Here is a 25,481-nt window from a genome sequence, read left to right as displayed (position 1 = left end):
GAGGATGTGAGAATGGTTAAAGATGGTAAAGTGTACATTGCCAGGGCAGATAATGGGGACGAACTATGTCTTTTACCTAAGATGGCGAACAGACACGGACTGATTGCAGGAGCAACCGGGTCCGGTAAAACAGTTACATTAAAGGTTCTTACGGAATCCTTCTCGGATATGGGAGTACCGGTATTTCTTGCAGACGTAAAAGGCGATCTTGCGGGAATGATCAAGGAAGGCTCAGGAATGGAAGAGAGGATTGAGCGCTTTTCACTGGAAGGGACAGGCTATGAATATAAGAAGTATCCTGTAACCTTCTGGGATCTTTTCGGTGAGAAGGGCATTCAGCTTCGAACCACGGTTTCTGAGATGGGGCCTATTCTTCTTTCACGTATTCTTGGATTAAATGATCTTCAAAGTGACATCCTTACAATTGCATTTAAGATAGCGGATGACAACGGCTGGTTTCTGTTTGATACCAAGGATCTGAAAGCGCTCCTGAATGAGATTTCGAATAATAATAAAGTTTATGCTGAAGACTACGGCAAGATGAGTCCGCAGTCAATAAGCGCAATTTTAAGAAGCGTTGTTTCTCTTGAGACGCAGGGAGGCGAGATCTTTTTCGGAGAGCCTGCGCTTAATCTTAATGACTGGTTTACAACTGACACAAACGGAAGAGGAATGATAAATATCCTGGATTCCGAGAGCCTTATAAATAATGGTGTTCTTTATTCTACATTTCTTCTTTGGATGCTCTCCGAGCTCTTTGAGACGCTTCCCGAGGTAGGAGATATGGAGAAACCCAAGATGGTATTCTTCTTTGATGAAGCGCATCTCTTATTCAAAAATGCATCAAAAGCGCTTCTTGAAAAGATTGAGCAGGTTGTAAAGCTTATCAGGTCTAAAGGCGTCGGAGTTTATTTTGTAACTCAGAATCCCCGCGATATTCCTGACGGAGTTCTTGCGCAGCTTGGAAACAAGATTCAGCACGCGCTTCATGCCTACACACCTGCCGATCAGAAAGCGGTTAAAGCTGCAGCAGATTCTTTCCGTGAAAATCCTGAATTTAAGACCTATGATGCGATCATGGAGCTTGGAACAGGTGAAGCGGTGGTATCGTTCCTTGATGAAAAGGGTACGCCCGGAATTGTTCGCAGAGCTTTCATTCTTCCTCCTATGAGTAAGATTGGCGGAATTGATGATTATGAAAGAGAAAACGCCATTAAGGGAAGTCTTTATTACAGCAAATATGCAAATGCAATTGACTCTGATTCTGCCTATGAGATGCTTCAGAGAAAGGGTGTACTGGATGCCGAGGAAGCAGCAAAAGCCAAGGCTGAGGCAGAAGCTGAGAAGGCAAGGTTAAAGGAACTTGCGGCAGAGGAAAAGGCAAAGGAAAAAGAGGCACTGGCTGAGGCAAGAAGAGAAGAGAGAGAATTAAAGCAGGCTGAGAATGCCAAAAAGCGTGCTGCAAAATCCGTAGCATCAAGTGTCAGCGGAAGTATCGGACGTGAGGTAGGTAAGGCAGCAGGAATGGGCTTTGGGAAATTCGGCAAAACTATTGGTGGAAATCTTGGTGCCAGCCTCGGAAGAGGAATTATCGGAACCTTGTTTAAGCTGTGATCCGTAAAATAGATAACTTAATTGACATAATTTTATTACCGGAGAAGATTCATGTGGTTTTTAATACCGATAGCATTTTTAATTACGGCAACATTATTGTCGGTCAAATACAAAGAAAGCATATGTGATACCATTGCAATCTCAGGTGCGATTCAAATACTTACATTATATGTACTTGCGCTGTTTAGGGCTCTTAAACTTATATATGTAACCTCTGCGCTTATAATAGCGGCTTTCTTTTTCTTTATTCTTGCGGATTACATTTATAAGAAAAGCGGTCCAAAAAACAGGAAGATAATACATATAAACCGGAACAGAAAACTCGTAAAAAGAAGTCTTCGGGCCATATCAAAGCCCGAAGTTTTCATGTTTTTATTTATAATTGCCCTGGTTACATATTTTACAAGGGATCAGATATTTACCTGGTGGGATGACATAAATTTCTGGGCTTCTGATGCTAAACAGATTTTTTATCTTGGAGGTTTTCCGGGAAAATACGGAAATGTCTCACCTGAATTCGGAGACTATCCGCCTGTAACGTCGCTTTTTAAATGGCTTTTTCTTTCAATCAGTGCAGGAAAATATCGTGAGGGATTGCAGTTTGGAGGCTACTATGCTCTTAATGCCGTATTCCTTTTGCCTCTTGTGAAAAACGTCAAGGGCTTTAAGGCTGTACCCGCTACAATTCTGGTTCTTATGATTCCAGGTATTGTTAACGGCATTATTTTTTACGGAACACCTGCGGACATAACTATGGGTATTGTCTATGGTGCGCTTTTATATGCTATCTGGGACAGACAGGGACACAGGTACATTTTCTACTACGGAAGGATTGCTCTTTATACAGCTGTGCTCCTTCTGACAAAATCTGTTGGAATAGAGTGGGCTTTTTTTGCCATGATATTCTACTTTACTGTCAATAATGTAAGAAACTGGAGATATTTTGTAAGAGCGGCTGCATTTGCGGCGCTGTTCTACGGAAGCTGGCTGGTATTCTGCCTTATAAATCGCAGAGTTGCCAAGTCTACAGGCCTTGGGATAAAAATGGCAACAGGTGCATATTCCGTGCCTGCCAACGCCCTTGAAAAAGCAAAATTCTTTTTTCTCGGAATGTGGACCATGCCTATGCATGCAGACCACAACATAACTCTGGATCTTTCAATAGGTGTTATGCTCATAGCTATTTTTGTTGTACTGTTTATTGTACTTAAAAACCGGATGATTGAGGACGAAGAAAGAAAAGGTATAACAATATTTTTTATTTTTACCTGCATCTTAACCTATGCTATCATTTTTATAGCTCATATATCCCTGTTTCAGGCAGAGGACCAGTATCTTGATGCATTCGCTATGACCAATTCTGCATCGAGATACGGAGCGCCTTTTATGCTTGGCAGTATGTATCTTCTTATAGGAATTATACTTATCTGGGCAAACAACAAGATGATAAATACAAAGAACTTTTTTGTTGCGGTTCATAAGCAGGCGATTGTGTACGCTCTGGTAGCGGCATTTATTCTCCTTACTACTGACTATGTAGGAATCTATAAAGCACTTTGGGGATACCGCAAAACTCTTGATGAAAACATATCCTATAATGCGGGTATGCTTGACGATGGAGGACATCGCTTTATGGAAAGCGTCTATGGACACAGGAAGCTATGGGGGCATCGTGTTTTAAACTTTAGAAGCGGGGCTATGAATCATCGTGTTCACGATACTTATATCAGTAAGGAAGTATCTCCGGTTCCTGCAGTCTACGATACACTTACCGGTGGTGAAAGCACCGGGGATATCAAGGACATGATAATGAAAAGTCATGCAGAGTATGTTTTTGCGGAATCTATGCAAAACGGAGAAGAGACTGCCAAAGACATGAGAGCTGAGGATGAAAAGCTTAAGACTTCCTTTGACGGACTTATGTCAGACGGAGCAGAATTTGAATTTTGGAAGGTTTACAAAGTAGATACGGATAACAATGGTATTAAGCTGACACCTGTTTATCTGTACTAATGTATTTAATATGAACATTACTATACCTATAATAATTCCGGCTTACGAACCGGATGAAAAGTTAATCGGTCTTTTGAGAGACTTGAAAAATGCAGAGCTTTATCCGCTGATACTTGTGGATGACGGCTCTGATAGTAGTACTTACGGACATATTTTTAACGAGGCAAAAGCAGAATACGGAGCCATTGTAATACGGCATGCAGTGAACATGGGAAAGGGCCGAGCACTGAAGGATGCCTTTAACTACTGTCTGAACGAATACCCTGATATGACAGGCGTAATTACTGCTGATTCAGACGGGCAGCATACTGCGGTTGATATAAAAAGGGTAAAGGCTGACCTTTTAGAATATCCGGATGCACTTGTTCTTGGCTGCAGGAATTTTGACGAGAGCGGAATACCGGCAAGATCGGTTTTTGGAAACAAGACTACCAGCAGGGTAATGAGAATCCTCGCAGGTGTTAGTATCAGTGATACTCAGACCGGACTACGTGCAATCCCCCGGGAGTTCATGAAATATCTTTTAAATGAAAAGGGAGAGCGATTTGAGTTTGAAACTAATATGCTGCTTGCCACAAAGAATCTGAACATTTCGATAAGGGAAGTGGAAATACAGACTATTTACCTTGAAGAGAATAAATCAAGCCACTTCAGACCTATCAGAGATTCAGTGATGATATATGCTGTGTTTGGTAAGTTTCTTGTTTCATCCCTGTCATCCAGTGTTCTTGATATGGTGATGTTTGCGCTTTTCTGCAGGCTTTTCAGGCATATGCAGTCACTTCCCGTTGGATACATTATGCTTTCAACGGTTATTGCGAGAATAATATCCGCAGTATACAACTTTACCATCAACTATAAGGTGGTGTTCAAAGGAAGCGGAAACAAGCTTATTGCAAGCTTTAAGTACGCGGCACTTGCAGTCATAATAATGCTTCTTAGCGGATACGGAGTAACCTTTATTCACGGTTTTATACCGGAAACACCGGAGGTTCTTGTAAAGATTCCGGTGGACTGTATTCTCTTTTTACTAAGCTTCTTTGTTCAGCGTGAAATCGTATATAAGTAATTGGATGTTTTTGGTCAGTGCAAAATGGGGTACTGACTTCAGGAATAGGCAGAATGGAAAATAAAAGAAAAAAACCAAAACCAAAATCAAAATCATTTAATATGGGTTTGTTGGCACTTCTTGTTATATGTGTCATATATCTGATACTCTATCCGCAGTTCCTACCCGAGGAGAAATCAGGACTTACCTCAAGCTTTTCAACTGATAGCAGCAGTGCAGAAAAGGCAGAGAATGCGGCTACAGTAATCCAAAGTGACAATAAGGATGAGACTGCAAACGCTGCACAGGCTGCAATAGAGGCAATAAAAGAAAAGTCGGAAACAAAGAATAAGGAGTACACCTTTCGCAGCCAGAATAAGCTTTTTGAACATTATGAAAAGCATGGTATAGATATGGGCTTTGTGAACGAGAATGAGTATCTTGAGGCAGCCAATGCTCTTATAAACAATCCCGATGCCCTGCATAAAAATGAAGCAGACGATGGGGATGACATATACTACCTTGAAGCTACGGATGAGATAGCATTCGTTTCGACAGACGGATATATACGCACATATTTCATCTGCTCAGGTAAGGATTATTATGACAGACAGTAAATAGTGACCTGAATAGGTTGTGCATGATATAATTATGAAATAGGAAATTGCAGCGTATCTGTTCATAGTGAACAACTTCTGTATGCACGAGAGTGCACGTTTTGAGGAATGAATATGAAAAGCTATGATCTCGACCGATTGGTGAAGCTAACTACACTTATGTCGCGCCCGCTTGATCAGGATACATTGTTTGATGTAGCTCTTAAGGAATGTATGCTTATCGGCAACTGTGACGGCGGAACCATTTACACAATAGAAGGTAACAAGCTTTACTTTAGATATATTTACACAAAGTCCAAGGATATTGCCATGAATTACAAGAGCGGTTCAGTGGATATTCCGCCTGTACCCATGGAAGGCAGATATGCCTGTGCATATTCGGCAATGAAAAAGCTTCGCCTTAATATCAAAGATGTGTATATATCCAAGGAGTTTGATTTTACCGGTGCGCGAAAATATGACGAGATGAACAATTACCGAACATGCTCTATGCTTGTTGTACCAATGCTTGTAGGAGCAGGAGAGGTGATGGGCGTTTTACAGCTGATAAATGCCAAGGACCAGTACGGATTATGGATTCCTTTTACTCAGGAGCAGGAGGAACGAGTAAGCGCAGTCGGGTCTGTTGTTGCACTTTATCTGGAAAATCTAAAGCTTAAAGGTCTGCTAAAGCAGATATCCAATATGGAAGAAGAAGGTAAACAGGCTGGCGATGCCAAAACTGAAGGTGCCGGGATAAATAAAGACAAAAAAATCCCGACAGGAAACGGTACTGTAAATCCGGGGGCTGTAGAAGCTCCGAAGGGAAATGCTAAACCCGAGCCTCGTGCCGGCGGTTTTTGGACAAACAAGTATTAAGAGCTTTTAGGTCATTGATGATGAGGGAAATCATATGAATACAGGGCAGACAGATAAAAGTTTACTTTTTGATAAAACTCTCGATATCATGGAGGAACTCTATGATAAGATGAGTACTGCAGACGAAGAGGGAGGCTGGAATGATCACTTTGGATTGTTCCATCTTTTTGCTGACCTTGGAAGAACTCTTGTAGAGGCTGACAGATGCAGTTTCTGGAAATGGGATAAGATAAATCACAAGCTCATTACCAATGCTGCTGTTGGCGTTGACAAGATTATAATTGATGAAAACACGGGCCTTGTCGGCCGTGCTATCACTGAGAGAAAACCGGTTGTGACAAATGACCCTTACAACTGTCCGGACTTTAATTCTTCTGTTGATAAGGAGACCGGTTACGTCACAAAATCTATTTTGGTAATCCCATGTTTTAATTGCAAAGGTGAAATGATAGGCGCTTATCAGGCTATTAACAAGCTGACGGATGAGGGCTTTGATTTGGAGCGCGATGTCAGAAGGCTGTCACTTGCTGCGGTTGTTTGCGGGATTACTCTTGAAGCAGATTCCTTCCTTGATGATTCCCAGACAGATAAGCTTACAAAGCTTCGAAACAGAATGGGACTTCACAGCGATTATAAATCCAAGTACTTAAAGCTTATGCAAAGGCCGGAGGAGGATAAGGTATCAGTTTCCATAATCATGTGTGATATTGACCATTTCAAGAGAGTTAATGACACTTACGGTCACAATGCAGGCGATGCCGTACTTGAACATGTGGCTCGCAATTTGAAGGAAAGTGTCCGTGAATCCGACTCGGTATACAGATGGGGCGGTGAGGAATTTATTATCTTTTTGGCAAAAGCCAATCTAGATCAGGCAGCAAATGTTGCAGAGCGTATTCGAAAGAGAATAGAGGCTTCTGTATGCACATTTGAAGGAACGGATATAAAGATCACCATGAGCTTTGGCGTAAATGAAATGACACCCGATGTTCCGGTTGAAGAAAATATTAAGGTTGCGGATACAAGACTTTATATCGCCAAGGAGACGGGAAGAAATCAGGTAATTAAGGAAACTATCGAAGGCTATGAAAAGGTAGAGTCGTAATAGGTGCAGCTGTTTGCGAGAGCATTACCACATATGTAAAAAGTAAGAGGGGAAAAGCGTTGGATGGGGTATTCAGACTAACAGTTCTTGGTGCAAGGGGTTCAGTACCCGTAAGCGGAGAGCAGTTTAATATATTCGGTGGAGCTACTTCATGTTACATGATAGAAGTTGAAGATCATGTGCTTTTTTTGGATGCAGGAACCGGCATTATTGGAGCGCCGGAGGTAGCTGACAATAAGCACATAACCATTCTTTTGTCACATCCTCATCTGGATCATATCGTTGGGCTTCCTTTTTTTCCTGAGCTTTCAAAAAAGAATAAAAAGATTGATTTTTATGGGGCAGATATAAACGGACTTTCAATTTCAGAACAGATAGAAAGTGCTTTTTCAGAACCCTATTGGCCACTTACGATTGAGGAATATCCTTCGAATTTCAGTTATAAAAAACTGGAATTTCCAATGAGGCTTGAATCCGGAATAGAAATAGAAGGGATAAGCTTAAGACATCCCGGGGGAAGTATAGGCTTCAAAATTACATATAAGGACAAAAGCATAGTTTATTTTACGGACTATGAAATGATGGGGCTTGAAGAAAGGGCTGTCGATTTTGCAAGGAATGCAGAGCTTCTTCTCTGCGATGCGCAGTATACGGATGAGGAGTATGCAAACAAAAAGGGCTTTGGGCATTCCACGGTCTCCATGGCACAAAAGCTTGGGGAAGAGGCTAATGCAAAGACAACGCTCTTAATACATCACGATCCGCTTAGGACCGATGATGCGTTTCTTGAAATGGAGAAGAGCCTTACTGCGGATAATGTCAGATTTGCCAGGCAGGGAGAAGTAGTAGATTTTTTGAAATAAGTTTTTTAATTTTTCTTGGATATATCAGCTTTACTTGTTTTTAGAGCATTTCGTAAGTAATTATGGAATTTAGTGGAGCTTGTATTAATAACAGAGGTTTGAAAAAGTTTTAAGGGGAGAATCATAAAGTGATCAGAAAATCTTTTGGCAGCATTTTGCCATGCGGTGTTGCGTCATTACTATTAATCTCAAGCATTTTTTCATATGCGATCATTGATTCAAGGGCTGAGGAGACGAAATCCGATGCGGCAAGTACAATCCGTATGACTAAAACGGAGGGCACTGTGGCTGTTACGGATAGCGCAGGAAAAGGACTAAAGCTCTCTGATAACATGCGTCTTTTCACAGGTAATGAGATTGAGACCAAAGCTAAAAGCTATGCGTATTTCAGTCTTGACGATTCAAAAGCGATAAAACTGGATGCCGTAAGTGAAGCAGAGGTAAGAAAAAACGGCAAAAAAAATGAAGTGCTGCTAAAAAAAGGAGCGCTCTATTTTGATGTTGATAAGCCGCTTGAGCAGGATGAGGTAATGAATATCAAGACCTCAAGCATGATCATGGGTATTCGCGGAACCGGTGCAGAGGTAAGGGTAATTGATCCTTATGTTGCTGAAATAAATCTGCTAATGGGAGAAATAGCCGGATTTATTATTGATTCTAAGTCGGGAGATACAAAAGAATTTACATTAAAAGCCGGTGAAAAGCTTGTTATTACCGTTAAGGAAAATCCGGAGGACAATGGTAAAACTACTTTAAATACTGATGTATCAAAGCTTACGATAGAAGACATTAGTGCTTTTGCTCTTTTACAGGTGTTTGAAGGTGATAATACCGAAAAGGCATCAAATGAATCAGGACTGGATCTGACAAATCTGAACAAGGACGATATCCTTAATCAGCTTGAAAAGGATCAGAATGAACAGGGGCAGAACCTGGATAAAGTAAATGGGGAGGCTGAAAAGCAGGATAGTAACGTAAATCAGAAAAATGTATGGGATAAGGACAAAAAGCAGAGCGACGATGACGAACCTGCTAAAAAGAATAATGGCCAGGGTCAGACAAATGGCAGCCCTGTTACTACTGATTCTTCACAAGGGGCCGGTCTTACAGGAAATGATCAAAATGGTAATGGAGACGGTACGACTCAGACACAGGGAACAAACGGAAGTAATGGTAACGGACAGCAGAATCCCTCATCTGATGATAGCAGCAGTGATAACGGAAACGGAAATCAAAATTCGAATGATAATTCGGACAACAAAAAGAAATCCAAAGATGATGACAAGGATAAGGATAAAGATAAAGACAAGGACAAAGATAAGGACGATGACAAAAAGGAAGAAACAACTTATCCTGTATCGACCACAGGGACAACAAATGGCAGCTTTACTGTAAGCTCTGCAAATGCCAAGGCAGGAGATACGGTTAAAATTACGACTGCACCGGCAGAAGGCTACGAGGTTGATACTGTTACCGTAACAGCATCAGATGGACAGAAGATAGATGCAACCGGAGGCAACAATGTCTATACATTTACAATGCCGGAAAAGGCAGTATCTGTATCGGTTACCTTCAAAAAAATCGAAGAGGAAAAGAAGACCTACAAGATAAGTGTTCAAAGTGCAACAGGCGGAACAATATCTGCGACTGCATCTGAAGCAGAAGAAGGTAAAAGCGTAAGCTTTACCGCTACACCATCAGAAGGCTATGAGCTTGAAGGCGTATCGGTAAAAGCAGGAAGTGACAGCGTATCTGTTTCTGAAAGCAATGGAATCTATAGCTTTACAATGCCGGCAAAAGATGTAACCATAAGCGCAACTTTTAAGGAAACTCAAAAGGAAGCTGAAAAATTTAAGATAAGCGTTGCAAGTGTAACAGGCGGAAGCATTTCTGCAACAGCTTCTGAGGCAGAAGAGGGTGAAACAGTAAGCTTTATCGCAACGCCCGCTGAAGGCTATGAGCTTGAAAATGTATCGGTAACAGCTGAGGGCGGAGATAGCGTTTCCACATCAGAAAGTGAGGGATCATATTCCTTTAGCATGCCGGGAAAGAACGTAACAATCTCAGCTTCCTTTAAGGAAATACCGATTCCCGAATACAATGTCAACGTAGCAAATACTACCGGTGGATCAGTATCGGTTGACCCTAAAACCGCAAAAGAAGGCGATACAGTTAAAATTACCTGCACACCTGACAGCGGCTACGAGTTCGACAAGGTTACCGTTACAGACGCTGATGGCAACGTCACAGTATCAGGAAGCGGACAAAGCTGGCAATTTACAATGAGGACCAGCGACGCAACCGTATCAGCGACCTTTACTGAGATTCCGCAGCCGACGAAATATAGTATCAGTAAATCTATTGAACTCGCTGATGGCGGTTCTGTAAGTGTTCAATCATCAGCAGCAGAAGGTGAGACAGTTACTATTACAATTTCAACTAATCCCGGTTATATACTTGAATTTGCTATGGTAGGTAATTCGGAATATGGTGCTGATAGTGAAATGACTTTATCGGAGGGAACAAATACTTATACTATGCCGGGATATAATGTGACGGTATATGCAACTTTTAAGATGGATACTGAAACACCTCATAAGATAGATTATAGTGATATACATGGATCGATATCATTTATGGATGAAGAAGATAATGAATTGAATCCAGCAAGTGTAACTTATGGAACGCAAGTTCAATTTTATTGTGATTCACAATATGTGGATGCTAATAATTCTGATATGTACTATGTTTTAAAGAATATAACCGGTACAGGAGCTAGTGTTTCGCCTATATTGTATACTGGTGATTTTGGGACTGTTTGTGATGGTGGAAGTTTCCAAATGCAAAATAAGGATGTTACTCTAACCGCTGAATATGAAAAACAAATAGTTGTTCCACAAGAATTATCTATATCGGTTATTGACGGTAGCGGACAATCGGTTACAACGACAGGCAAGAGTTATACGTTAGCACCGGTTGATTCACTAAAGTGGATTGGAAATACAAGAGTTGCACTAGGTGAAGAAATGGTAATATCGGTGGATATTGAGCCTGCGATGACCATAACCGATATTAAACTAAAACTTGAGGGACAGGATGAACTGGTGAGTACGAAGGCTAATAATTTCTGCTTTAATATGCCAGAGAAGAGATTAGTAGGAATTTATGCTGTAGTACAGTAAATAGAAAGTTGAGACAATGATGAAACACAATAAACTAACAAAACTCCTTTCCATAAGTCTTATAACAACCTCCCTTATCCTGTCAGCCTGCGGAGGTAAGCAGGCTGACAGCTATGAAGGCACGAACAATGCCGCAGAGTCAGCAGCAGATGAGACCGAGGAAACACAGCAGAAAACGGTGGTTTCAAATGAAGCTCAAAATACTGAGATCGGAACTACCACATCAATTAGTGATGATAAGCAGATAGACCTTATGCTATCAGCACTTCCGGAAAGCACAACACCAAGTGGTTTGTGTACGGATGGGGAATCACTTTATGTGACCGATATTTTTTCCAAGAAGATTTGGAAGGTTACAGAAGAAAACGCAGAGGTCATAGCGGGTGACGATTCAGTGCAAGACATTTATGGCAATCCGATGGGCGGCTATAACGATGCTGAATCGGAAAAAGCACTTTTCAGACAGCCCTGGGCGATAGCTCCTTTCCTTGATGGATTTGCAGTTTCTGATACGGAAAATGATGCCCTCAGACTTGTAAGAGAGAGTAATGTCGAGACGATCAACGCCAGAGAAGCTGGAAAAGACCTTGATATGACATCTAAGTACAATTATCCCACAGGGCTTGCTGCAGACACAGACGGTAACCTCTATGTGTCCGATACCCATTCCGATAAGATAAGTGTTATCTCAGCTGAAGGTGAATGCTTCACCTTTATCAAAGGCATAAACAGCCCCATGGGACTATGCTGGAACAACGGCTTTTTATATGTGGCAGAAACAGGTGCGGAGCGCATCATCCGAATTGAAACAACTAATCCCTATGAGGAAAAAGGTAAAAATGACATCCAGCTTGTAGCAGGAAGCGGAGAAACGGGAAGTGATGATGGGGATGTTTTAAGTGCGACTTTTTCATCACCTAAGGGAATTACGGTTACACCTGATGGAAAAATCTATGTGGCAGATACAGTAAACGGAACAGTCCGTGTGATAAGCGGTAATGACGTGAGTACCCTTGAGGGCATAGACGATGAATCATCCGGGATTACTCTGACATCACCTGTAGGCCTTTGCTATTTAGGAAAAAAACTATATGTAGCTGACAGCTTTGGAAAGAGAATATTTACTGTTGAACTTGAATGATAATTTTGAGGATAGTGCTTTGCTATCCTCTTTTTATTTCATAGAAATTGCTCCGCATTCCTATAAAATAAAAAGCGCTCCGCTATGGATGCGCATATAAATATAATTAGATAATACAATATGGTAAAATAAAAATATAATGTTTGGGTAAATGGGGGATTCTTATGGAACGGAAAGTATTAGCAGCATGTGGAAATGATTGTGCAGCCTGTCCGAGATATATAGCGCATCCTTATGAGAAAACAGATGAAGAGCTCCACCATACGGCGCAGCTGTGGCTTAAGATAGGATACCGCGACCATGTTGTCACGAATGAAGAGATATCATGTACGGGATGCATAACGGAGAATTGGTGCAGGTATCATGTTGTAAAATGCTGCGAAGACAGAGGAATAAAGACCTGCGCAGAATGCAGTGAATATCCCTGCTCCAACATGAAAGAATGCTTTGAAGTTACAAAGTCATTTGAACCTATGTGTCGAAAGGTATGCACTGATAAAGAATATGAGCAATTGAAGAAAGCTTTTTTTGAAAAAGAAAAGAATCTTAGCAACTAAGATTATATTAAATAATATTTAGTGATAATTCTGTGATAAAACTTCTGATAATATACAATCAACAGCTAGGAAATAAAAAATAAAACAATTCAAATAATGAAGGAGATAAAAAAATGAGAGTTGTAGCAAATATTTTATGGATCATATGTGGTGGTTTACTTAGTGCACTTTCTTGGTTTTTTGTGGGATGTCTTTATTGCATAACGCTGATTGGAATACCTGTTGGAGTACAGTGTTTCAAGATGGCAGGCCTTGCTCTTAATCCTTTCGGGCAGGAAGTTGAATATAACGGTGGAGCATTTTCCTTTTTGGTTAATGTAATCTGGTTTGTGTGTGGTGGTTTTGAACTTGCACTTGGACATTTCATCGCAGGTGTAATTCTTTGCATAACAATTGTAGGAATACCTTTTGGAAAACAGTTCTTTAAACTGGCATCTCTTGCTCTTTGCCCCTTCGGAACCACAGTCCAGAGAGTTAACTTTGCTTAAAAATTATATAAACAATAATAAGAGCGCAAGCTTATTTATTAGACAAGAAGGAATCGAGAAATCGGTTCCTTTTTCTATTTATTCATCATCCATCTCAAGGATTTCATTAGCCTACATAATGAATGAGTTGATGTGCTGTAGAATGTTATTTTAGTTTTTTTATAAACAGCCCGAGGTGAAGCCATCCGTTCAGAAATGCGCAGTTCTCGAACGAGGATGTTGATTTTCAGAACGAAGAAAACAGCCCATGCCGATTTCTCTGAGCAACGTCGAAATGAGGCATGGGCTGTTTTATGAGTTATGGAAAATCACACCGCAGGCGAAAACAAGCATTTAAGAATGGATGACTTCACCTCCTGGCATAATCAAAACCTACACCCCATGTTTATGTAAATTTAAGAGATTACAGAGCTGATGCATTGTAAAATTAGTGTGTAAGAGTTCTTTGACAGATTGGCTTAGCGTTATTCTTTTTTATAAAAGGGAAAAAACATGCGTGAAAAAAAGAACAGAATCATAAGTGTGATAGTATCCTTTGTCGTGGCAGCACTCTTTAGTGCCATTGCAGCTTCCGGAATACTTAGTACGCCAGACGGAATAGCATCGGATGCTCTTTATCAATCGGAAAAAGCAGTGGACGGACAGATCGTTGTTATAGGCATTGACCAGAAAGCTCTTGATGATATAGGCCCATTTCCCTGGTCAAGAAATGTGATTGCTGATTGCGTAAGCTACCTCAACAGTGGTGAAAAAAAGCCTGCTGTCATAGGACTTGACGTGCTTTACGCAGGTGAAAGCAGTGACCCTGATGCAGATGCCTATTTTGCGGCATCAGCAGAGAACGGAGGAAATGTTGTCACAGCGGCAGCAGCTACCTATGGAAGCGAGCTCACTACCGAGGGTGAAGAATTTTACATGAATGAGAGAAGTGTCATCGCCTTTGATGAGCCATTTCCCGCACTTAAGGAAGCTTCAACGATGGGACATGTAAATACTATGGCTGATATGGACGGCGTTATAAGACATGCCCTTTTATATGTGGAAAATATGGATAAGGAAAGGATATATTCCTTTTCCAGAGTCATTTATGAGAAATACTGCGAAGCTGTAGGAGAGAGCAAAAATGAAATGCCAGGCACAAAGGATGGCTTTTTCTATATTCCCTTCAGCACTAGTAATGGAGGCTACTATGATTTTATTTCCGTGGCTGACCTTTATTACGGAGAGGTTGACCCGGAGATGTTTGCGGACAAGATAGTTTTGATTGGCCCTTATGCACAGGGACTTCAGGATGAATACCGAACCTCGATAAACCATGCCTCTGCAACCTATGGAGTTGAGATTCAGGCTAACCTAGTGGATGCCTTCAGGGCAGGTTTTTTCCCTGAGGAAGTAGCCAATTTCCTGCAGTTGATCATTTTGTTTATCGTCTGCTTTGTCATGGGAATGTTTTTCTATGACAGAAAGGTTATGCCATCCGTCATTGCATGGGCATGCGTCTGCATCGGGTATGTGGGGGGAGCCTACCTTATGTATCATGCAGGACAAAAGGTCCTTCATGTTCTCTGGATTCCGCTTTTTGTAAGCATTCTTTTTGTGGGGGCAGTAGCAATAAATTATATAAAAACCCAGCGTGAAAAAAGAATGGTGGAAAATACCTTTGGACATTATGTTGATCCCGCAATCATGAATCAGCTTCTCGAACAGGGAACCTCGGCTTTAGAGCTTGGAGGAAAAACATATGACATAGCAGTTCTTTTTGTGGATATAAGAGGCTTTACGACAATGAGTGAGGCTCTTGATCCGCCCACAGTTGTGGAAATAATAAATTCCTACCTCACACTTACCACAGAATGTATTATGAAAAACCATGGAACTCTGGATAAGTTTGTGGGTGACTGTACCATGGCATTCTGGAATGCGCCTCTTCCGCAGGAGGATCCGGTATACCTTGCGTGCTGTGCTGCCATGGATATGGTTGAAGGTTCAAAGGCGCTTGGAGAAAAGCTAATGGAGCGGTTTGGAAGAACGGTTTCCTTTGGAGTGGGAGTGAATTTTGGACCTGCTGTCGTAGGCAATATCGGCGCTCCGCTTCGTATGGACTACACGGCTATAGGAGATACCGTCAACACCGCAGCAAGGCTTGAAGCCAATGCTCCCGGAGGGAAAATACTCATTTCCAGAGCAGTAGCGGACATCCTTGGCGACAGAGCAAAGGTCACATCTCTGGGTGACACCATAAAACTGAAAGGAAAAGCAGAGGGCTTTGAAATCCTGACGCTGGATGAACTGATTCGCAATTAAAAAATCTAAACGATTTATAAAAATAAAGCATTCTTTATTTAGTAAAAATTTAGAACTGTATTTCGTCCATTCTGATAAAATAGTATATGTGAGAAAGTTAGGTAACTATAGTCACATTCTTTGTTTTGAGGAGGACATTATGGATAACAATCAATTCTCCCGTGCTAATCAGCGAGCGTTTGCGGTATGCCTGATAATTGTGGTAACTTGTGCGCTCGCCTTTATTGTTGAAGGAGTAAAAGATGGCTTTTCAGGAGGAAGAATCCTGGAACTGTGCGCTGTAGTTATCAGTATAGCGGTTATGGCTCTCGGACTTGGTAAATTCAGAGAAGACAAGATCGGATCTGCCATGATCATGGTTGGTGCTACAGTGACTTTTGTTATAGTAATGTTAGTTGAATCTCAGCTGTTCTATGTGATGTTTGGGTTACCGATTCTGGTATGCGGAATTATTTATATGAACAAGAGAATCATTATCGGTGGCAGCACGGTAATTTTGGTCATGTATGTGATATGTGCCATTCGTATTCTGTCATCTGGCACAAGGAGCGTTACCGAAATTGTTTTAACAGGTATGGCAACAGTCCTCCTTATAATGTCCGCATATTTTGCACAGAATCTGTTATACACATTCAATGCTGAGCATTTTGCCACAATTGAAGAACATACTCAGGTGCAGGAAGCTGCAAGTCATGACATGGGTAAAATAGCCCGCAGAATTTCCAAGCATTTTGATCAGGCTCAGGGAAGTATTCAGGAACTTGAAAGCATAATTGAAAATACCAGTGCCGGAATGAAGGATATAGCAGGCTCTACCGAGAGTACAGCCAATGCAGTTACAGATGAAGCACAAAAAGTTGCCGAGATCAAGGAACAGACTCAGGTTGCCGATGCACAACGTCAGCAGATGATAGAAGCTTCGCAGAGCACAAAGGAGACTGTTGCGGAGGTTGCAAAGACTATCGAAGTTTTGAGAGATAAGGCAAGAGGCGTTCGTTCAGCCAGCCAGATCACTGCGGAGTCCACCAAGGCAGTTCTTAACAAGGTTGAGGATGTACAGAAAATCCTTGGTTCCATCATGGCAATTTCAAAGCAGACCAACCTCCTTGCTCTCAATGCATCAATCGAGGCAGCAAGAGCCGGCGAAGCAGGAAAAGGCTTTGCGGTTGTTGCAGACGACATCAGACAGCTTTCCGAGCAGACAAACAATGCATCAAGTGAGATAACCAAGATTATCAGAGAGCTTACCGAAGATGCCAATAAGGCAATGGAGAGTATTGATAACACAGTTGAATCTGTTGAACTTCAGAACCAGGTTATCAGAGATACTGCTTCCTCCTTTGAAACAATCAATAATAATGTTGAAGATCTCATAGGTAAAATTGAGGATATAGGAAACAGCATGGAACTCATTAATAATTCCACAAATGAGATCAATGATAATATTTCCAACCTCTCAGCAACGAGTGAAGAGGTTGCAGCACTTTCAAATGACGGACTTAAGAATGCTCAGGATGCGGTGGATAAGTTTGAACACTTCAGAGCTTCGCTTGATGGAATTTACAAACAGGCACAACGCCTTAAGGAAATCAATTTTGACACGGATGATTCAGACGATGATTGATAAATAATAAGGAGGTCGTATTTTATGAGAGTATTATTTGCAGCAGGAAGAGTTCGTGAGGTTACCGACGTTGAAGTAGTTGGAATGGACGTAGGTGATGGTCAGATAATCGGAACGCAGGTAAATTTCATCCTGGCAAACGGAAATAAGATAGAGTTTATTTATAGTCAGGCTGTTTCGATTGAGGAATCCGGTCAGAGAGCAATTGAATTTGTTCAGGCTCTTTATAAGAACGGCTATGCAGACTTCTCACAGGAAGTTGTTGAGATGCTTTAAAAAGGATAAAAAATGGAAAAATATATAGTACCCAGGCGTATTTGCGATAAATCAATTGATGTTTTGCGCCTTGAGCCTGAGATAGCAAACTGGCTTAAAGAACATAAAATGGAAACAATCAGAGATTTCATACAGAACCAGGAAAGCATTCCGCCAAAGTACTGTGATGAGATTAAGGTAAAAATTAAGTATCTGGTATTGGCACTGGCTAAACGAGGGTACAAATAATCGATATAAAAGATTTCCAAAATAAAAAACAGATAAATGCCGATTGTTCTGAATAACAAGAAATGAAGCATTTATCTGTTTTTTTGAATTTATGGAAATCACAATGCAGTCGAAAATATGCTACGCTTATGCAAAAGCCATAAGGAAGACTGTGAGTATCAGACAAATTATGTATAAAACTATCATACCCGGATTAAGCAGTGCTTCCTTGCTGAATCTTTCCTGGATTGGAGCTCCTTCAGAGGTCTTAAGGAGTCTTTCATTTTTCAGGAACCTTATTAGTAATATCAAACCGATCACGGCAACAAGGTACTGTAAGAGAGAGTAACCTATCGTGAACATAGTGGACTCGGCAAGTGAAGTTGTTATAAGGATTGGTACAAAGGCTCCGAAGAAATTAAAGGTCACATGCATGATAATTGTGTATATAAGCTTTCTTGTGTAAACATACACATATCCGAGTAATATTCCTAACATGAAAGTATAGAAGAACTGAAACAGATTTGTATGTATTATTCCAAAAATGAAAGCCGAAACAATAATGGCATTCCACTCACCGTATCGTCTGCAATATCCTATTACAGCATATCTGTATAAAAGCTCCTCGAAAACAGGTGCGAGAATAACACTTAGAAGCAATACGGTGCCAAGTGGCATATCAGACAACATTGCTGAGAGGTAATCATCCATATTAGAACCCGTTGCCAGATTGATAAGGGCTGCCAGACCACTGCCGATGATTGATCCGAAAATGCCAAGAGGAAACATAAAAAGAATAAAATTGAAAAGCTCCTTATATGAAAGATTTTTCTTTTGTGCGCTTTCATAAGGGGTAGAGAAGCTTAGCCCCTTTAGAGGGACATCCTGATGCTTTGGCGAATTTAAAACAAGCATTGTAATAGGTACGGCAACGAAATAGCTCACTATCATGGAAAGCATTGTAGTAAGAGTGCTGTTTGACTGAATGTTCATAAGAGCATTTTGAACAGTATCCATGTCTATGCTCTGACCTGCGCTTAAAGCTGCCTGTGACGATTCATATGTTGCCATAAAAGCAGTTACAAACGTTACTAAGAAGGATATAACCCCTGACAGAAGGTTAGAAAAAACAATGTAAAATGAGATTGAAAGACCAAGATGTGAAAACTTCTTTTTTATTGACATAATATTGATTTCTCCTCTTTTTGAGTTTACGCAAAATCGTGCTTTCTTAACGTGATTATACGAAATAAAGTCATACGTGTAAAGAAAACATATCTGTGTTATCATATGGGTTATGAAAGAAAGAGATGAAAGCAGAGTAGGCATCAGACGCACGCTGCGAACTGATTACCGAAGAGAATTAAAGAAATTTATAAGTGAGGGAAAAGGGCATTACAGATGCAGATTCGCCGAGCTTGCATATGAGATGGGAGATATGTATCGAAAGGGTGTTGGTGGTCCTACTGACATATCCAGAGCCTATTATTATTATCTCCAGGCTGAGTATGCTGCAATGCTAAGACTTACGGTTCGTAGAAACAGTGAAGACGAAGCATTCCTGGCCAAGATCAGACTGGCACTTACACAGCTTCGAAGAAGACTGGGATATGGAAGTGAGAAGCTTTACTGCAGTACACACCCTTTTGTTTTATATCAGGCTCTTGAGGAAGGTCATGATCTTATGATTTCCTTCAGACACATGAAAAGCGGCCGCGTCAAGATCATCGGAGCAAGAATTCCCAAATCAGGTGACAATGAGTGTAAGAGATCCAGAATGCTTATAACATATGACAGGTTCCACTATTGTGAACTTAAGGATTTTGTCATAACCTATGCACAGAATGTCCGCGGGCTTTGGTATGCTGAGACAGAAGAGTGCATACGTATTGATTCCATCTCACTTTTTATGGATGAGCTTATGGGAAACAGATGCGATTTTTACTATCGTGGGAAACTTGTTGCATATATCTGCGCTGAGGACTATGTTGTTAGCTCAGGAAGACCGCGCTATATCAGATTTTGATCAGGAAACTTAATTATAAAAAAACTGAAAAAATACAGGAAAATCTATTGTATTATCGGAAAAGTGTGATAAAATCTATATATAGTTAATAAAAACAAGCTTTAATGTATGCGGGATGCATACTTATATAAATCGTTCTGCGGTTTATGATATTTATGAGGGAGTAAGAGCCGGTGCAATGCACCGGCTCTTCGTTATAATTATTATTACTATTTTTCTGCTATTATTATTCTTCCTCTGAAGCTTCGAGCACGCTTTCTATCTTATTTCTGAGCCAGACAAGATCCTGATCAAAAGCTTTAAGAAGAGCAGCTGAATATTTAGACTTTCTTATGGCATCAATGCGTCTTACGGCTGTAAGTGATTCCTTTAGCTCGGCTATTTTTTCAAGAGTTTCAGTCATCTCATCTGCAAGAGAAGCTGAGCCGCGGATGCATCCGTCAAGCACGCTTCCTATACGATTACCCTTATACATAATCTGCTCTGCGCTTTTTTTGATATCAGATCTGAACACCTCAAGGGCTTTTAGATAATCCTCCTGTGCCTGGTCATTTTTCTGCATTGCCACACGAAAATCCTGATTCAGTGTTGAAAGAGAACTGATCAGAATATTTGTGTAATTGGTACTTTGTCTGTAATATTCATTGCTGACGGAGGAGTAGATGTCAGCATATCTTGTGGCGTCACGATGAGCAGACTCAATGGTATTTACTGACGAGCGGACTGTTTTAAAGCCGTTTTCAAGGACACCCAGCTCAGCATCAAGGGCAGCGGAGATTTCATGAATCTTTCTTGAAAGGTTTCCGACCTCTGCTGCAACCTTTGTGGAAAAGGCCTGACTTTCTTCATTCATATGAGTTGCTTCTATAGTAGTATGAAGCGCCAAAAGATCAGCTTCCGAAGCCAGTGCTTCAAGCATATCCTTTCTTTTTGAAAGATTCTGAACCTGCTTGTGATACTGCTCCAGAGATGATAACGTGTATTCCACCGATTTTCTTAATATATGTGAAAAAGAAGAATAGCTTCTTATCTGGGTTACAAGCTCCTGATCAGGCAAATATTCCTCGGACAGCTTTGGAAGATTTATCTGTGGGATTTCAATGCTTTCTCCCAAAACATCATGATCCGGTAACTCGGGAAGGTTGTCAGTGGTATCCTTTATGGAAGAGAGAGCTTCACGGATTTTTTCCATAGTTTCGTTTAATACCCTGACATCATCGATATGACCGTCGGTTGCAGAGAGTATCTCTACCAGCATATCATCAAGATCGGTATAAGCCTTGTCCTGATCATTTGAGAATGAATCCAGATCATTTTCAATCTGATCCCTGCGTCCTTTTAATGCAGTGGGAATATCGCGAATAGGAGAGATGAGGTCGCTTAGCCTTTTTCTTTTTACGACCTCCTGTCTGCTGATGGTAGGAGCATACTCTTCCAATGGCAAGTAGTTATTATCCGGTTCATATTCATAATTCCTGCTAAAAAATGCCAAGATATCTGCCCCTCCCCATTATTTTATATGAAAATTATACCATATTCTTACGTATTAATTCTATTTATTCGGAGGCTCCTTATTACCTGTACGGCCATCATGAAAAAAACTATATACCACAAACACTTGTAATTTTGTTTCATTGTAAATACTAAATATGGTATAATTCCTGTATAGACAAAAGGGTCATGGAACTCACATGATAGCACTCGTCTAATTATATGAATGGGAGGATGTGCATGAAAAAAATCTACGTACTTGACACTAATGTCCTCATTCAGGCACCACATGCTTTGAAGTGCTTCGACGATAATGATGTCGTTCTGCCACTGGTGGTACTTGAAGAATTGGATACGCACAAGCGCGACGAAGGTGAGCGGGGTGCCAATGTCCGGGAAGTGATCCGCTTGATTGAAGAACTGCGGGAGAAAGGAGATCTTACCAAAGGAGTTGAACTGCAGGACGGCGCTATTCTCAGAATCGAGAAGAATTTTAAGGACGTCGAACTGCCAAAGGATATGACGGAGTACAAATCCGACAATCGTATTCTTAGAGTATGCAAGGGGCTTTCGGATACACGAAAGGAAAAGGTTATCCTCGTAACCAAGGATATACTGATGCGAATTAAAGCGCAGCTTCTTGGAATCCAGGCTCAGGATTTTACAACTGAACAGGTAGTATCACACACAGAACAGTACGCCGGACGCATAAGAGTTTATGCACCCGAGGAGATTTTTAAGGAGTTCAGAAGAAAAGGAGTTCCGGTCGATGCAGTTTACGTCTGCGACGGAGAAGGCAAAAAGATAAAGCCCACGCTTTATGAAAATGAGTTTGTGATCCTCCAAAGCGACCAGTCCACAAACAAGACTCAGATGGGCAGGGTCGATCATGGAACCATTAAAAAACTTGAATTTGAAAAAGCACAGCCATACGGAGTTACACCCAGAAATGCAGGTCAGTATTTCCTTCAGGAAGCACTGATGCAGCCGGCTGATAAGGCGCCTCTTGTAATAGTAAAGGGTATGGCAGGAACAGCTAAGACTTTTTACTCACTGGCAGTAGGCCTTGAGAAAATGGTGAATCGTCCTACAGGAGAATATAGACGAATACTTGTCTGCAGACCTAATTCTCAGTTTGATGATGATATAGGGTTCCTTCCGGGTGATGAGCAGGAGAAAATAGGACCTCTTATGAGGCCTATCATCGATAACCTTGAACAGCTCATCGATTCAAGTGAGGAGGAACGTTATCAGGATGAAAAGGAACTTCAGGATAAGACCGAGGAGATCTTTGAGAGAGGTATAGTTCAGACGGAAGCGCTTAATTTTATCAGAGGACGTTCCATTCTGAAGACTTATCTGATAATCGATGAAGCACAAAATATGACTCCTGCACAGGCAAAGGGAATCATTACAAGAGCCGGTAAGGACACCAAGATTATTCTGCTTGGTGATCCCAATCAGATAGACAGGCCTTTCCTTGATGAGAGAACAAACGGCTTGTCATATGCATCAGAGCATATGAAAGGTTCGGACCTTTGCTGGCAGATAACTCTTGTTGCCGAGGAGTGTGAGCGTAGTAAGCTTGCCATGGATGCTATCGGCAGAATGAGAGATAAGGTAGAAGTATAACAGGTTAACGTGTATATATTGTAGATAAACAGGTCACTGATTAAACAATGCAGTGACCTGTTTTCAAACTGAGAAAGGAGGCCTTTGTGTACAGAACAATTTTTCATATAGATGTAAACTCAGCCTTCCTTTCCTGGACGGCAGTAAAGAGATTAAAAGAGGACCCGACTGCGATCGATCTTAGGACCATTCCTTCGGTTGTGGGAGGAGATATAAAAACAAGACACGGTATCGTGACCGCGAAATCAATTCCCGCAAAAAAATATGGCATAAATACGGCGGAACCCATAACAAGTGCTCTTCAAAAGTGTCCAAAGCTTGTGGTGGTGCCTTCCGATTTTCAGACATACAGGGAGTATTCCCATGCCTTTATAGATATATTAAGGAGCTATTCCGAGATACTTGAACAGGTTTCAATAGATGAAGCTTATTTGGATGTGACTGATCTTTCAGGTATGAATGTGAGACAGCATCTTTTGGAAGTCTTTGAAGATTTTCTTACAGGAAAGGAGCCTGATGATCAGCTTAAAGCTTCCGGAGAAAATATATTCAGTCAGATAAGGTCTTTTGATGAGTTTGATCAGCCTTTTCCGATTTCCCTTGCTGCGGCTATAAGGTATGAGATTCGCACAAAGCTCGGATTTACAGTAAATGTTGGCATTTCAACCAATAAACTGCTCGCCAAGATGGCAAGTGATTTTACTAAACCCGACAAGACTCATACGCTTTATCCTGCACAGATACGTGAGAAGATGTGGCCCCTCGATATAGGTGATTTATACGGTTGTGGGAAAAAGAGTGCCGAGAAGCTGCGGGGAGTAGGCATAAGAACAATCGGTGATGCAGCCGAGATGGATCTTAATTTGCTAAAGTCGCAGCTCGGCGACAAAGCGGGTGATTATATAAAAAGAAGTGCAAACGGGATAGGTTCGGAAACTGTTCATCCCGAAAGAGAAGATGCCAAAAGCTATTCTAATGAAACAACTTTGACAAATGATATCACCTCCGATTCCTATGACAAGGAAATGCCACCGATTGTACGGCACCTTTCCGAAAAGGTATCAGGAAGACTAAAGCGCGATAAGGTATTTGGAGGAACAATTACCGTTCAGGTAAAAACTGCGGATTTTAAGCGCTTTTCAAGACAGATGAAATTGCAAGAGTCCACAGATGACGCAGATGTTATCTATGAAAATGCTATGTTTCTTTTGGGAAACTTACTGACAGGAGAAGAGGGACTTTTTGAGGATGAAATAGGGATAAGGCTAGTCGGAGTAGGTGTTGATAATCTGGATAACGGTGAATACCGACAGGTCAACCTGTTTGACTGGGCAACCACAGGACAGGCTGAAATTAAAAAGGAAAAAGAGCGTAGGGAAAAGAATGAGAGGCTTGGTGAAATGGAGCGCCTGATAAAAGGAAGATATGGTGATGATGCCATCAAAAAAGGAACTACCCTAGGCGAGTAATTCCTCTTTGAAGTCATGTTATCCTGCAGCCTTTGCAAAGGAAAAGAAGCAAGAGGGTTTGCATAAATATAAGATCAGAATTCAGCCACCTTCACCGTGTGTACTACAAATCTTCTTCCGCTACCTGCCTGACCTGAACAGGTGGAAAGGGTAAGGAGTGACGGATAATCGTCAAAACTTACATCCTGGGGAATTTCTATCAGAGAATTTTTCCTTATATAATCCAAATAAGCATCATAATCCTCATGGGTTTTTACTTCATTATAACTATATGAAGCGTTCGTAGTGGTATAGTATGCGAAAACCCTGTATTTTAAAATCTTATCTTTAGTATAGATATAAACAAAAGGATCTTCATCCAGGAGATGTTCATTTCCTGATTTATAAAGTGATTTAAGAGAACCGAACATGGATAAGTTTTTCATGTTATGGCCAAAAATCATATCGCTTAGTCCTGAAAAATTTTCATCGCTAAGAACATCCATAAATATGCAGCCGGCTTTATTTGCCTTACCGTCAAAGGTTTTATGAAGATACTGGTCAATGGATCTTTCTTTTACAATAGGATAATTGATTTTCGGGAAGGCAGGAAAATAAAGCCAACCGATAAAGTCCGGATTTATCTCGTAAAGAACATCATAATTTATATCAAGAACGGGATAAGAATCCTCCGTATCATCAGTAGTTTCATTGTCTGATGTTTTATCGTCGGATACTTTGACATATGTGTCTCGTATATTGTCATATTCGTTTACGGCTGCTGAATACTCGGATTGATCTTTATATATCATTATGCCTTCATATCCGATAACAGCTATAAGTATTAAAATGATAATCGTTTTAACGATAATAAATGGACTACGTTTTGAGTGACTATTTTCATTCATAATCTGATGTCTAAAATGCTCCTTTATATCATTATAAAAACTGTTTTAATCTGTAAAATATGCTTTTATTCTTCTGAAA

Annotated in this window: 21 protein-coding genes; 18 read left to right on the top strand and 3 right to left on the bottom strand. The window is 40.9% G+C overall.

What is annotated here, in order from left to right:
• Positions 1–12 precede the first annotated feature (12 nt).
• From BV60_RS0111900 to BV60_RS0111830, 15 genes are all read left to right on the top strand, one after another.
• A complete protein-coding gene (locus BV60_RS0111900; protein WP_029322059.1) occupies positions 13–1,614 on the top strand; it encodes a helicase HerA-like domain-containing protein in 1,602 nt (533 codons plus the stop codon).
• A 51-nt stretch (positions 1,615–1,665) separates the two neighbouring features.
• Positions 1,666–3,627 (top strand): hypothetical protein, encoded by a 1,962-nt coding sequence (locus BV60_RS0111895; RefSeq protein ID WP_029322058.1) that lies wholly within the window; start codon positions 1,666–1,668, stop codon positions 3,625–3,627.
• Between the two features lie 10 nt (positions 3,628–3,637).
• Positions 3,638–4,696 carry a glycosyltransferase gene (locus BV60_RS0111890; RefSeq protein ID WP_029322056.1) on the top strand — a complete coding sequence of 353 codons (1,059 nt, stop codon included), beginning with the start codon at positions 3,638–3,640 and terminating at the stop codon, positions 4,694–4,696.
• 53 nt (positions 4,697–4,749) lie between these two features.
• Positions 4,750–5,292 (top strand): hypothetical protein, encoded by a 543-nt coding sequence (locus BV60_RS22025; RefSeq protein ID WP_051656693.1) that lies wholly within the window; start codon positions 4,750–4,752, stop codon positions 5,290–5,292.
• Positions 5,293–5,406: 114 nt separating this feature from the next.
• Positions 5,407–6,150: a GAF domain-containing protein gene (locus tag BV60_RS0111880; RefSeq protein ID WP_029322052.1), complete on the top strand. Its 744-nt coding sequence runs from the start codon at positions 5,407–5,409 to the stop codon at positions 6,148–6,150.
• A 34-nt stretch (positions 6,151–6,184) separates the two neighbouring features.
• Positions 6,185–7,255, top strand: coding sequence for a sensor domain-containing diguanylate cyclase (locus tag BV60_RS22020; RefSeq protein WP_051656692.1), 1,071 nt, complete (start codon positions 6,185–6,187; stop codon positions 7,253–7,255).
• Positions 7,256–7,314: 59 nt separating this feature from the next.
• Positions 7,315–8,118, top strand: coding sequence for an MBL fold metallo-hydrolase (locus tag BV60_RS0111870; RefSeq protein WP_029322047.1), 804 nt, complete (start codon positions 7,315–7,317; stop codon positions 8,116–8,118).
• 128 nt (positions 8,119–8,246) lie between these two features.
• Positions 8,247–11,300: an InlB B-repeat-containing protein gene (locus BV60_RS0111865; RefSeq protein ID WP_029322046.1), complete on the top strand. Its 3,054-nt coding sequence runs from the start codon at positions 8,247–8,249 to the stop codon at positions 11,298–11,300.
• Between the two features lie 16 nt (positions 11,301–11,316).
• The gene (locus tag BV60_RS0111860) at positions 11,317–12,441 is read left to right on the top strand and encodes an NHL repeat-containing protein (protein ID WP_081846664.1); all 1,125 of its coding nucleotides are present in this window, start codon (positions 11,317–11,319) and stop codon (positions 12,439–12,441) included.
• A gap of 164 nt (positions 12,442–12,605) precedes the next feature.
• Positions 12,606–12,998, top strand: coding sequence for a DUF3795 domain-containing protein (locus BV60_RS0111855; RefSeq protein WP_029322043.1), 393 nt, complete (start codon positions 12,606–12,608; stop codon positions 12,996–12,998).
• Positions 12,999–13,111: 113 nt separating this feature from the next.
• Positions 13,112–13,486, top strand: a complete 375-nt coding sequence (locus BV60_RS0111850; RefSeq protein ID WP_029322041.1) for a YccF domain-containing protein — start codon at positions 13,112–13,114, stop codon at positions 13,484–13,486.
• Positions 13,487–13,978: 492 nt separating this feature from the next.
• Positions 13,979–15,790, top strand: coding sequence for a CHASE2 domain-containing protein (locus tag BV60_RS0111845; RefSeq protein WP_051656691.1), 1,812 nt, complete (start codon positions 13,979–13,981; stop codon positions 15,788–15,790).
• 139 nt (positions 15,791–15,929) lie between these two features.
• Positions 15,930–17,414 (top strand): methyl-accepting chemotaxis protein, encoded by a 1,485-nt coding sequence (locus BV60_RS0111840; RefSeq protein WP_029322038.1) that lies wholly within the window; start codon positions 15,930–15,932, stop codon positions 17,412–17,414.
• A gap of 24 nt (positions 17,415–17,438) precedes the next feature.
• Positions 17,439–17,690: a hypothetical protein gene (locus tag BV60_RS0111835; RefSeq protein ID WP_029322037.1), complete on the top strand. Its 252-nt coding sequence runs from the start codon at positions 17,439–17,441 to the stop codon at positions 17,688–17,690.
• Between the two features lie 12 nt (positions 17,691–17,702).
• Positions 17,703–17,918 (top strand): hypothetical protein, encoded by a 216-nt coding sequence (locus BV60_RS0111830; RefSeq protein ID WP_029322035.1) that lies wholly within the window; start codon positions 17,703–17,705, stop codon positions 17,916–17,918.
• Positions 17,919–18,044: 126 nt separating this feature from the next.
• On the opposite strand, the gene BV60_RS0111825 is transcribed toward BV60_RS0111830, so the two are convergent.
• Positions 18,045–19,082: a CPBP family intramembrane glutamic endopeptidase gene (locus tag BV60_RS0111825; RefSeq protein ID WP_029322033.1), complete on the bottom strand. Its 1,038-nt coding sequence runs from the start codon at positions 19,080–19,082 to the stop codon at positions 18,045–18,047.
• 112 nt (positions 19,083–19,194) lie between these two features.
• On the opposite strand from BV60_RS0111825, the gene BV60_RS0111820 reads away from it, so the two are divergent.
• Positions 19,195–19,923, top strand: a complete 729-nt coding sequence (locus BV60_RS0111820) for an SEL1-like repeat protein (RefSeq protein ID WP_029322032.1) — start codon at positions 19,195–19,197, stop codon at positions 19,921–19,923.
• 226 nt (positions 19,924–20,149) lie between these two features.
• Here the strand turns inward: BV60_RS0111820 and BV60_RS0111815 are convergent, their stop codons facing one another.
• Entirely contained in the window at positions 20,150–21,415 is a 1,266-nt protein-coding gene (locus BV60_RS0111815; protein WP_029322030.1) for a hypothetical protein, read from the bottom strand.
• 239 nt (positions 21,416–21,654) lie between these two features.
• Here BV60_RS0111815 and BV60_RS0111810 point away from each other — a divergent pair, with 239 nt between their 5' ends.
• Entirely contained in the window at positions 21,655–23,046 is a 1,392-nt protein-coding gene (locus BV60_RS0111810; RefSeq protein WP_029322029.1) for a PhoH family protein, read from the top strand.
• 86 nt (positions 23,047–23,132) lie between these two features.
• Positions 23,133–24,515, top strand: coding sequence for a DNA polymerase Y family protein (locus BV60_RS0111805; protein WP_029322027.1), 1,383 nt, complete (start codon positions 23,133–23,135; stop codon positions 24,513–24,515).
• 74 nt (positions 24,516–24,589) lie between these two features.
• Here the strand turns inward: BV60_RS0111805 and BV60_RS21115 are convergent, their stop codons facing one another.
• Positions 24,590–25,402, bottom strand: a complete 813-nt coding sequence (locus tag BV60_RS21115; protein WP_029322026.1) for a class B sortase — start codon at positions 25,400–25,402, stop codon at positions 24,590–24,592.
• Positions 25,403–25,481: the final 79 nt, after the last annotated feature.

Origin of the sequence: Butyrivibrio sp. AE3004 (assembly GCF_000703165.1) — a bacterium.
Classification (GTDB): Bacteria; Bacillota; Clostridia; order Lachnospirales; family Lachnospiraceae; genus Butyrivibrio.
This window is presented reverse-complemented; position numbering and strand designations above follow the sequence as displayed.

Bases quoted from the DNA above. Each gene is read 5' to 3' on its own strand.
- BV60_RS0111900 (WP_029322059.1), top strand. From the start codon at position 13: ATGGTTAAAGATGGTAAAGTGTACATTGCCAGGGCAGATAATGGGGAC.
- BV60_RS0111895 (WP_029322058.1), top strand. From the start codon at position 1,666: ATGTGGTTTTTAATACCGATAGCATTTTTAATTACGGCAACATTATTG.
- BV60_RS0111890 (WP_029322056.1), top strand. From the start codon at position 3,638: ATGAACATTACTATACCTATAATAATTCCGGCTTACGAACCGGATGAA.
- BV60_RS22025 (WP_051656693.1), top strand. From the start codon at position 4,750: ATGGAAAATAAAAGAAAAAAACCAAAACCAAAATCAAAATCATTTAAT.
- BV60_RS0111880 (WP_029322052.1), top strand. From the start codon at position 5,407: ATGAAAAGCTATGATCTCGACCGATTGGTGAAGCTAACTACACTTATG.
- BV60_RS22020 (WP_051656692.1), top strand. From the start codon at position 6,185: ATGAATACAGGGCAGACAGATAAAAGTTTACTTTTTGATAAAACTCTC.
- BV60_RS0111860 (WP_081846664.1), top strand. From the start codon at position 11,317: ATGATGAAACACAATAAACTAACAAAACTCCTTTCCATAAGTCTTATA.
- BV60_RS0111855 (WP_029322043.1), top strand. From the start codon at position 12,606: ATGGAACGGAAAGTATTAGCAGCATGTGGAAATGATTGTGCAGCCTGT.
- BV60_RS0111850 (WP_029322041.1), top strand. From the start codon at position 13,112: ATGAGAGTTGTAGCAAATATTTTATGGATCATATGTGGTGGTTTACTT.
- BV60_RS0111845 (WP_051656691.1), top strand. From the start codon at position 13,979: ATGCGTGAAAAAAAGAACAGAATCATAAGTGTGATAGTATCCTTTGTC.
- BV60_RS0111840 (WP_029322038.1), top strand. From the start codon at position 15,930: ATGGATAACAATCAATTCTCCCGTGCTAATCAGCGAGCGTTTGCGGTA.
- BV60_RS0111835 (WP_029322037.1), top strand. From the start codon at position 17,439: ATGAGAGTATTATTTGCAGCAGGAAGAGTTCGTGAGGTTACCGACGTT.
- BV60_RS0111830 (WP_029322035.1), top strand. From the start codon at position 17,703: ATGGAAAAATATATAGTACCCAGGCGTATTTGCGATAAATCAATTGAT.
- BV60_RS0111825 (WP_029322033.1), bottom strand. From the start codon at position 19,082: ATGTCAATAAAAAAGAAGTTTTCACATCTTGGTCTTTCAATCTCATTT.
- BV60_RS0111820 (WP_029322032.1), top strand. From the start codon at position 19,195: ATGAAAGAAAGAGATGAAAGCAGAGTAGGCATCAGACGCACGCTGCGA.
- BV60_RS0111810 (WP_029322029.1), top strand. From the start codon at position 21,655: ATGAAAAAAATCTACGTACTTGACACTAATGTCCTCATTCAGGCACCA.
- BV60_RS21115 (WP_029322026.1), bottom strand. From the start codon at position 25,402: ATGAATGAAAATAGTCACTCAAAACGTAGTCCATTTATTATCGTTAAA.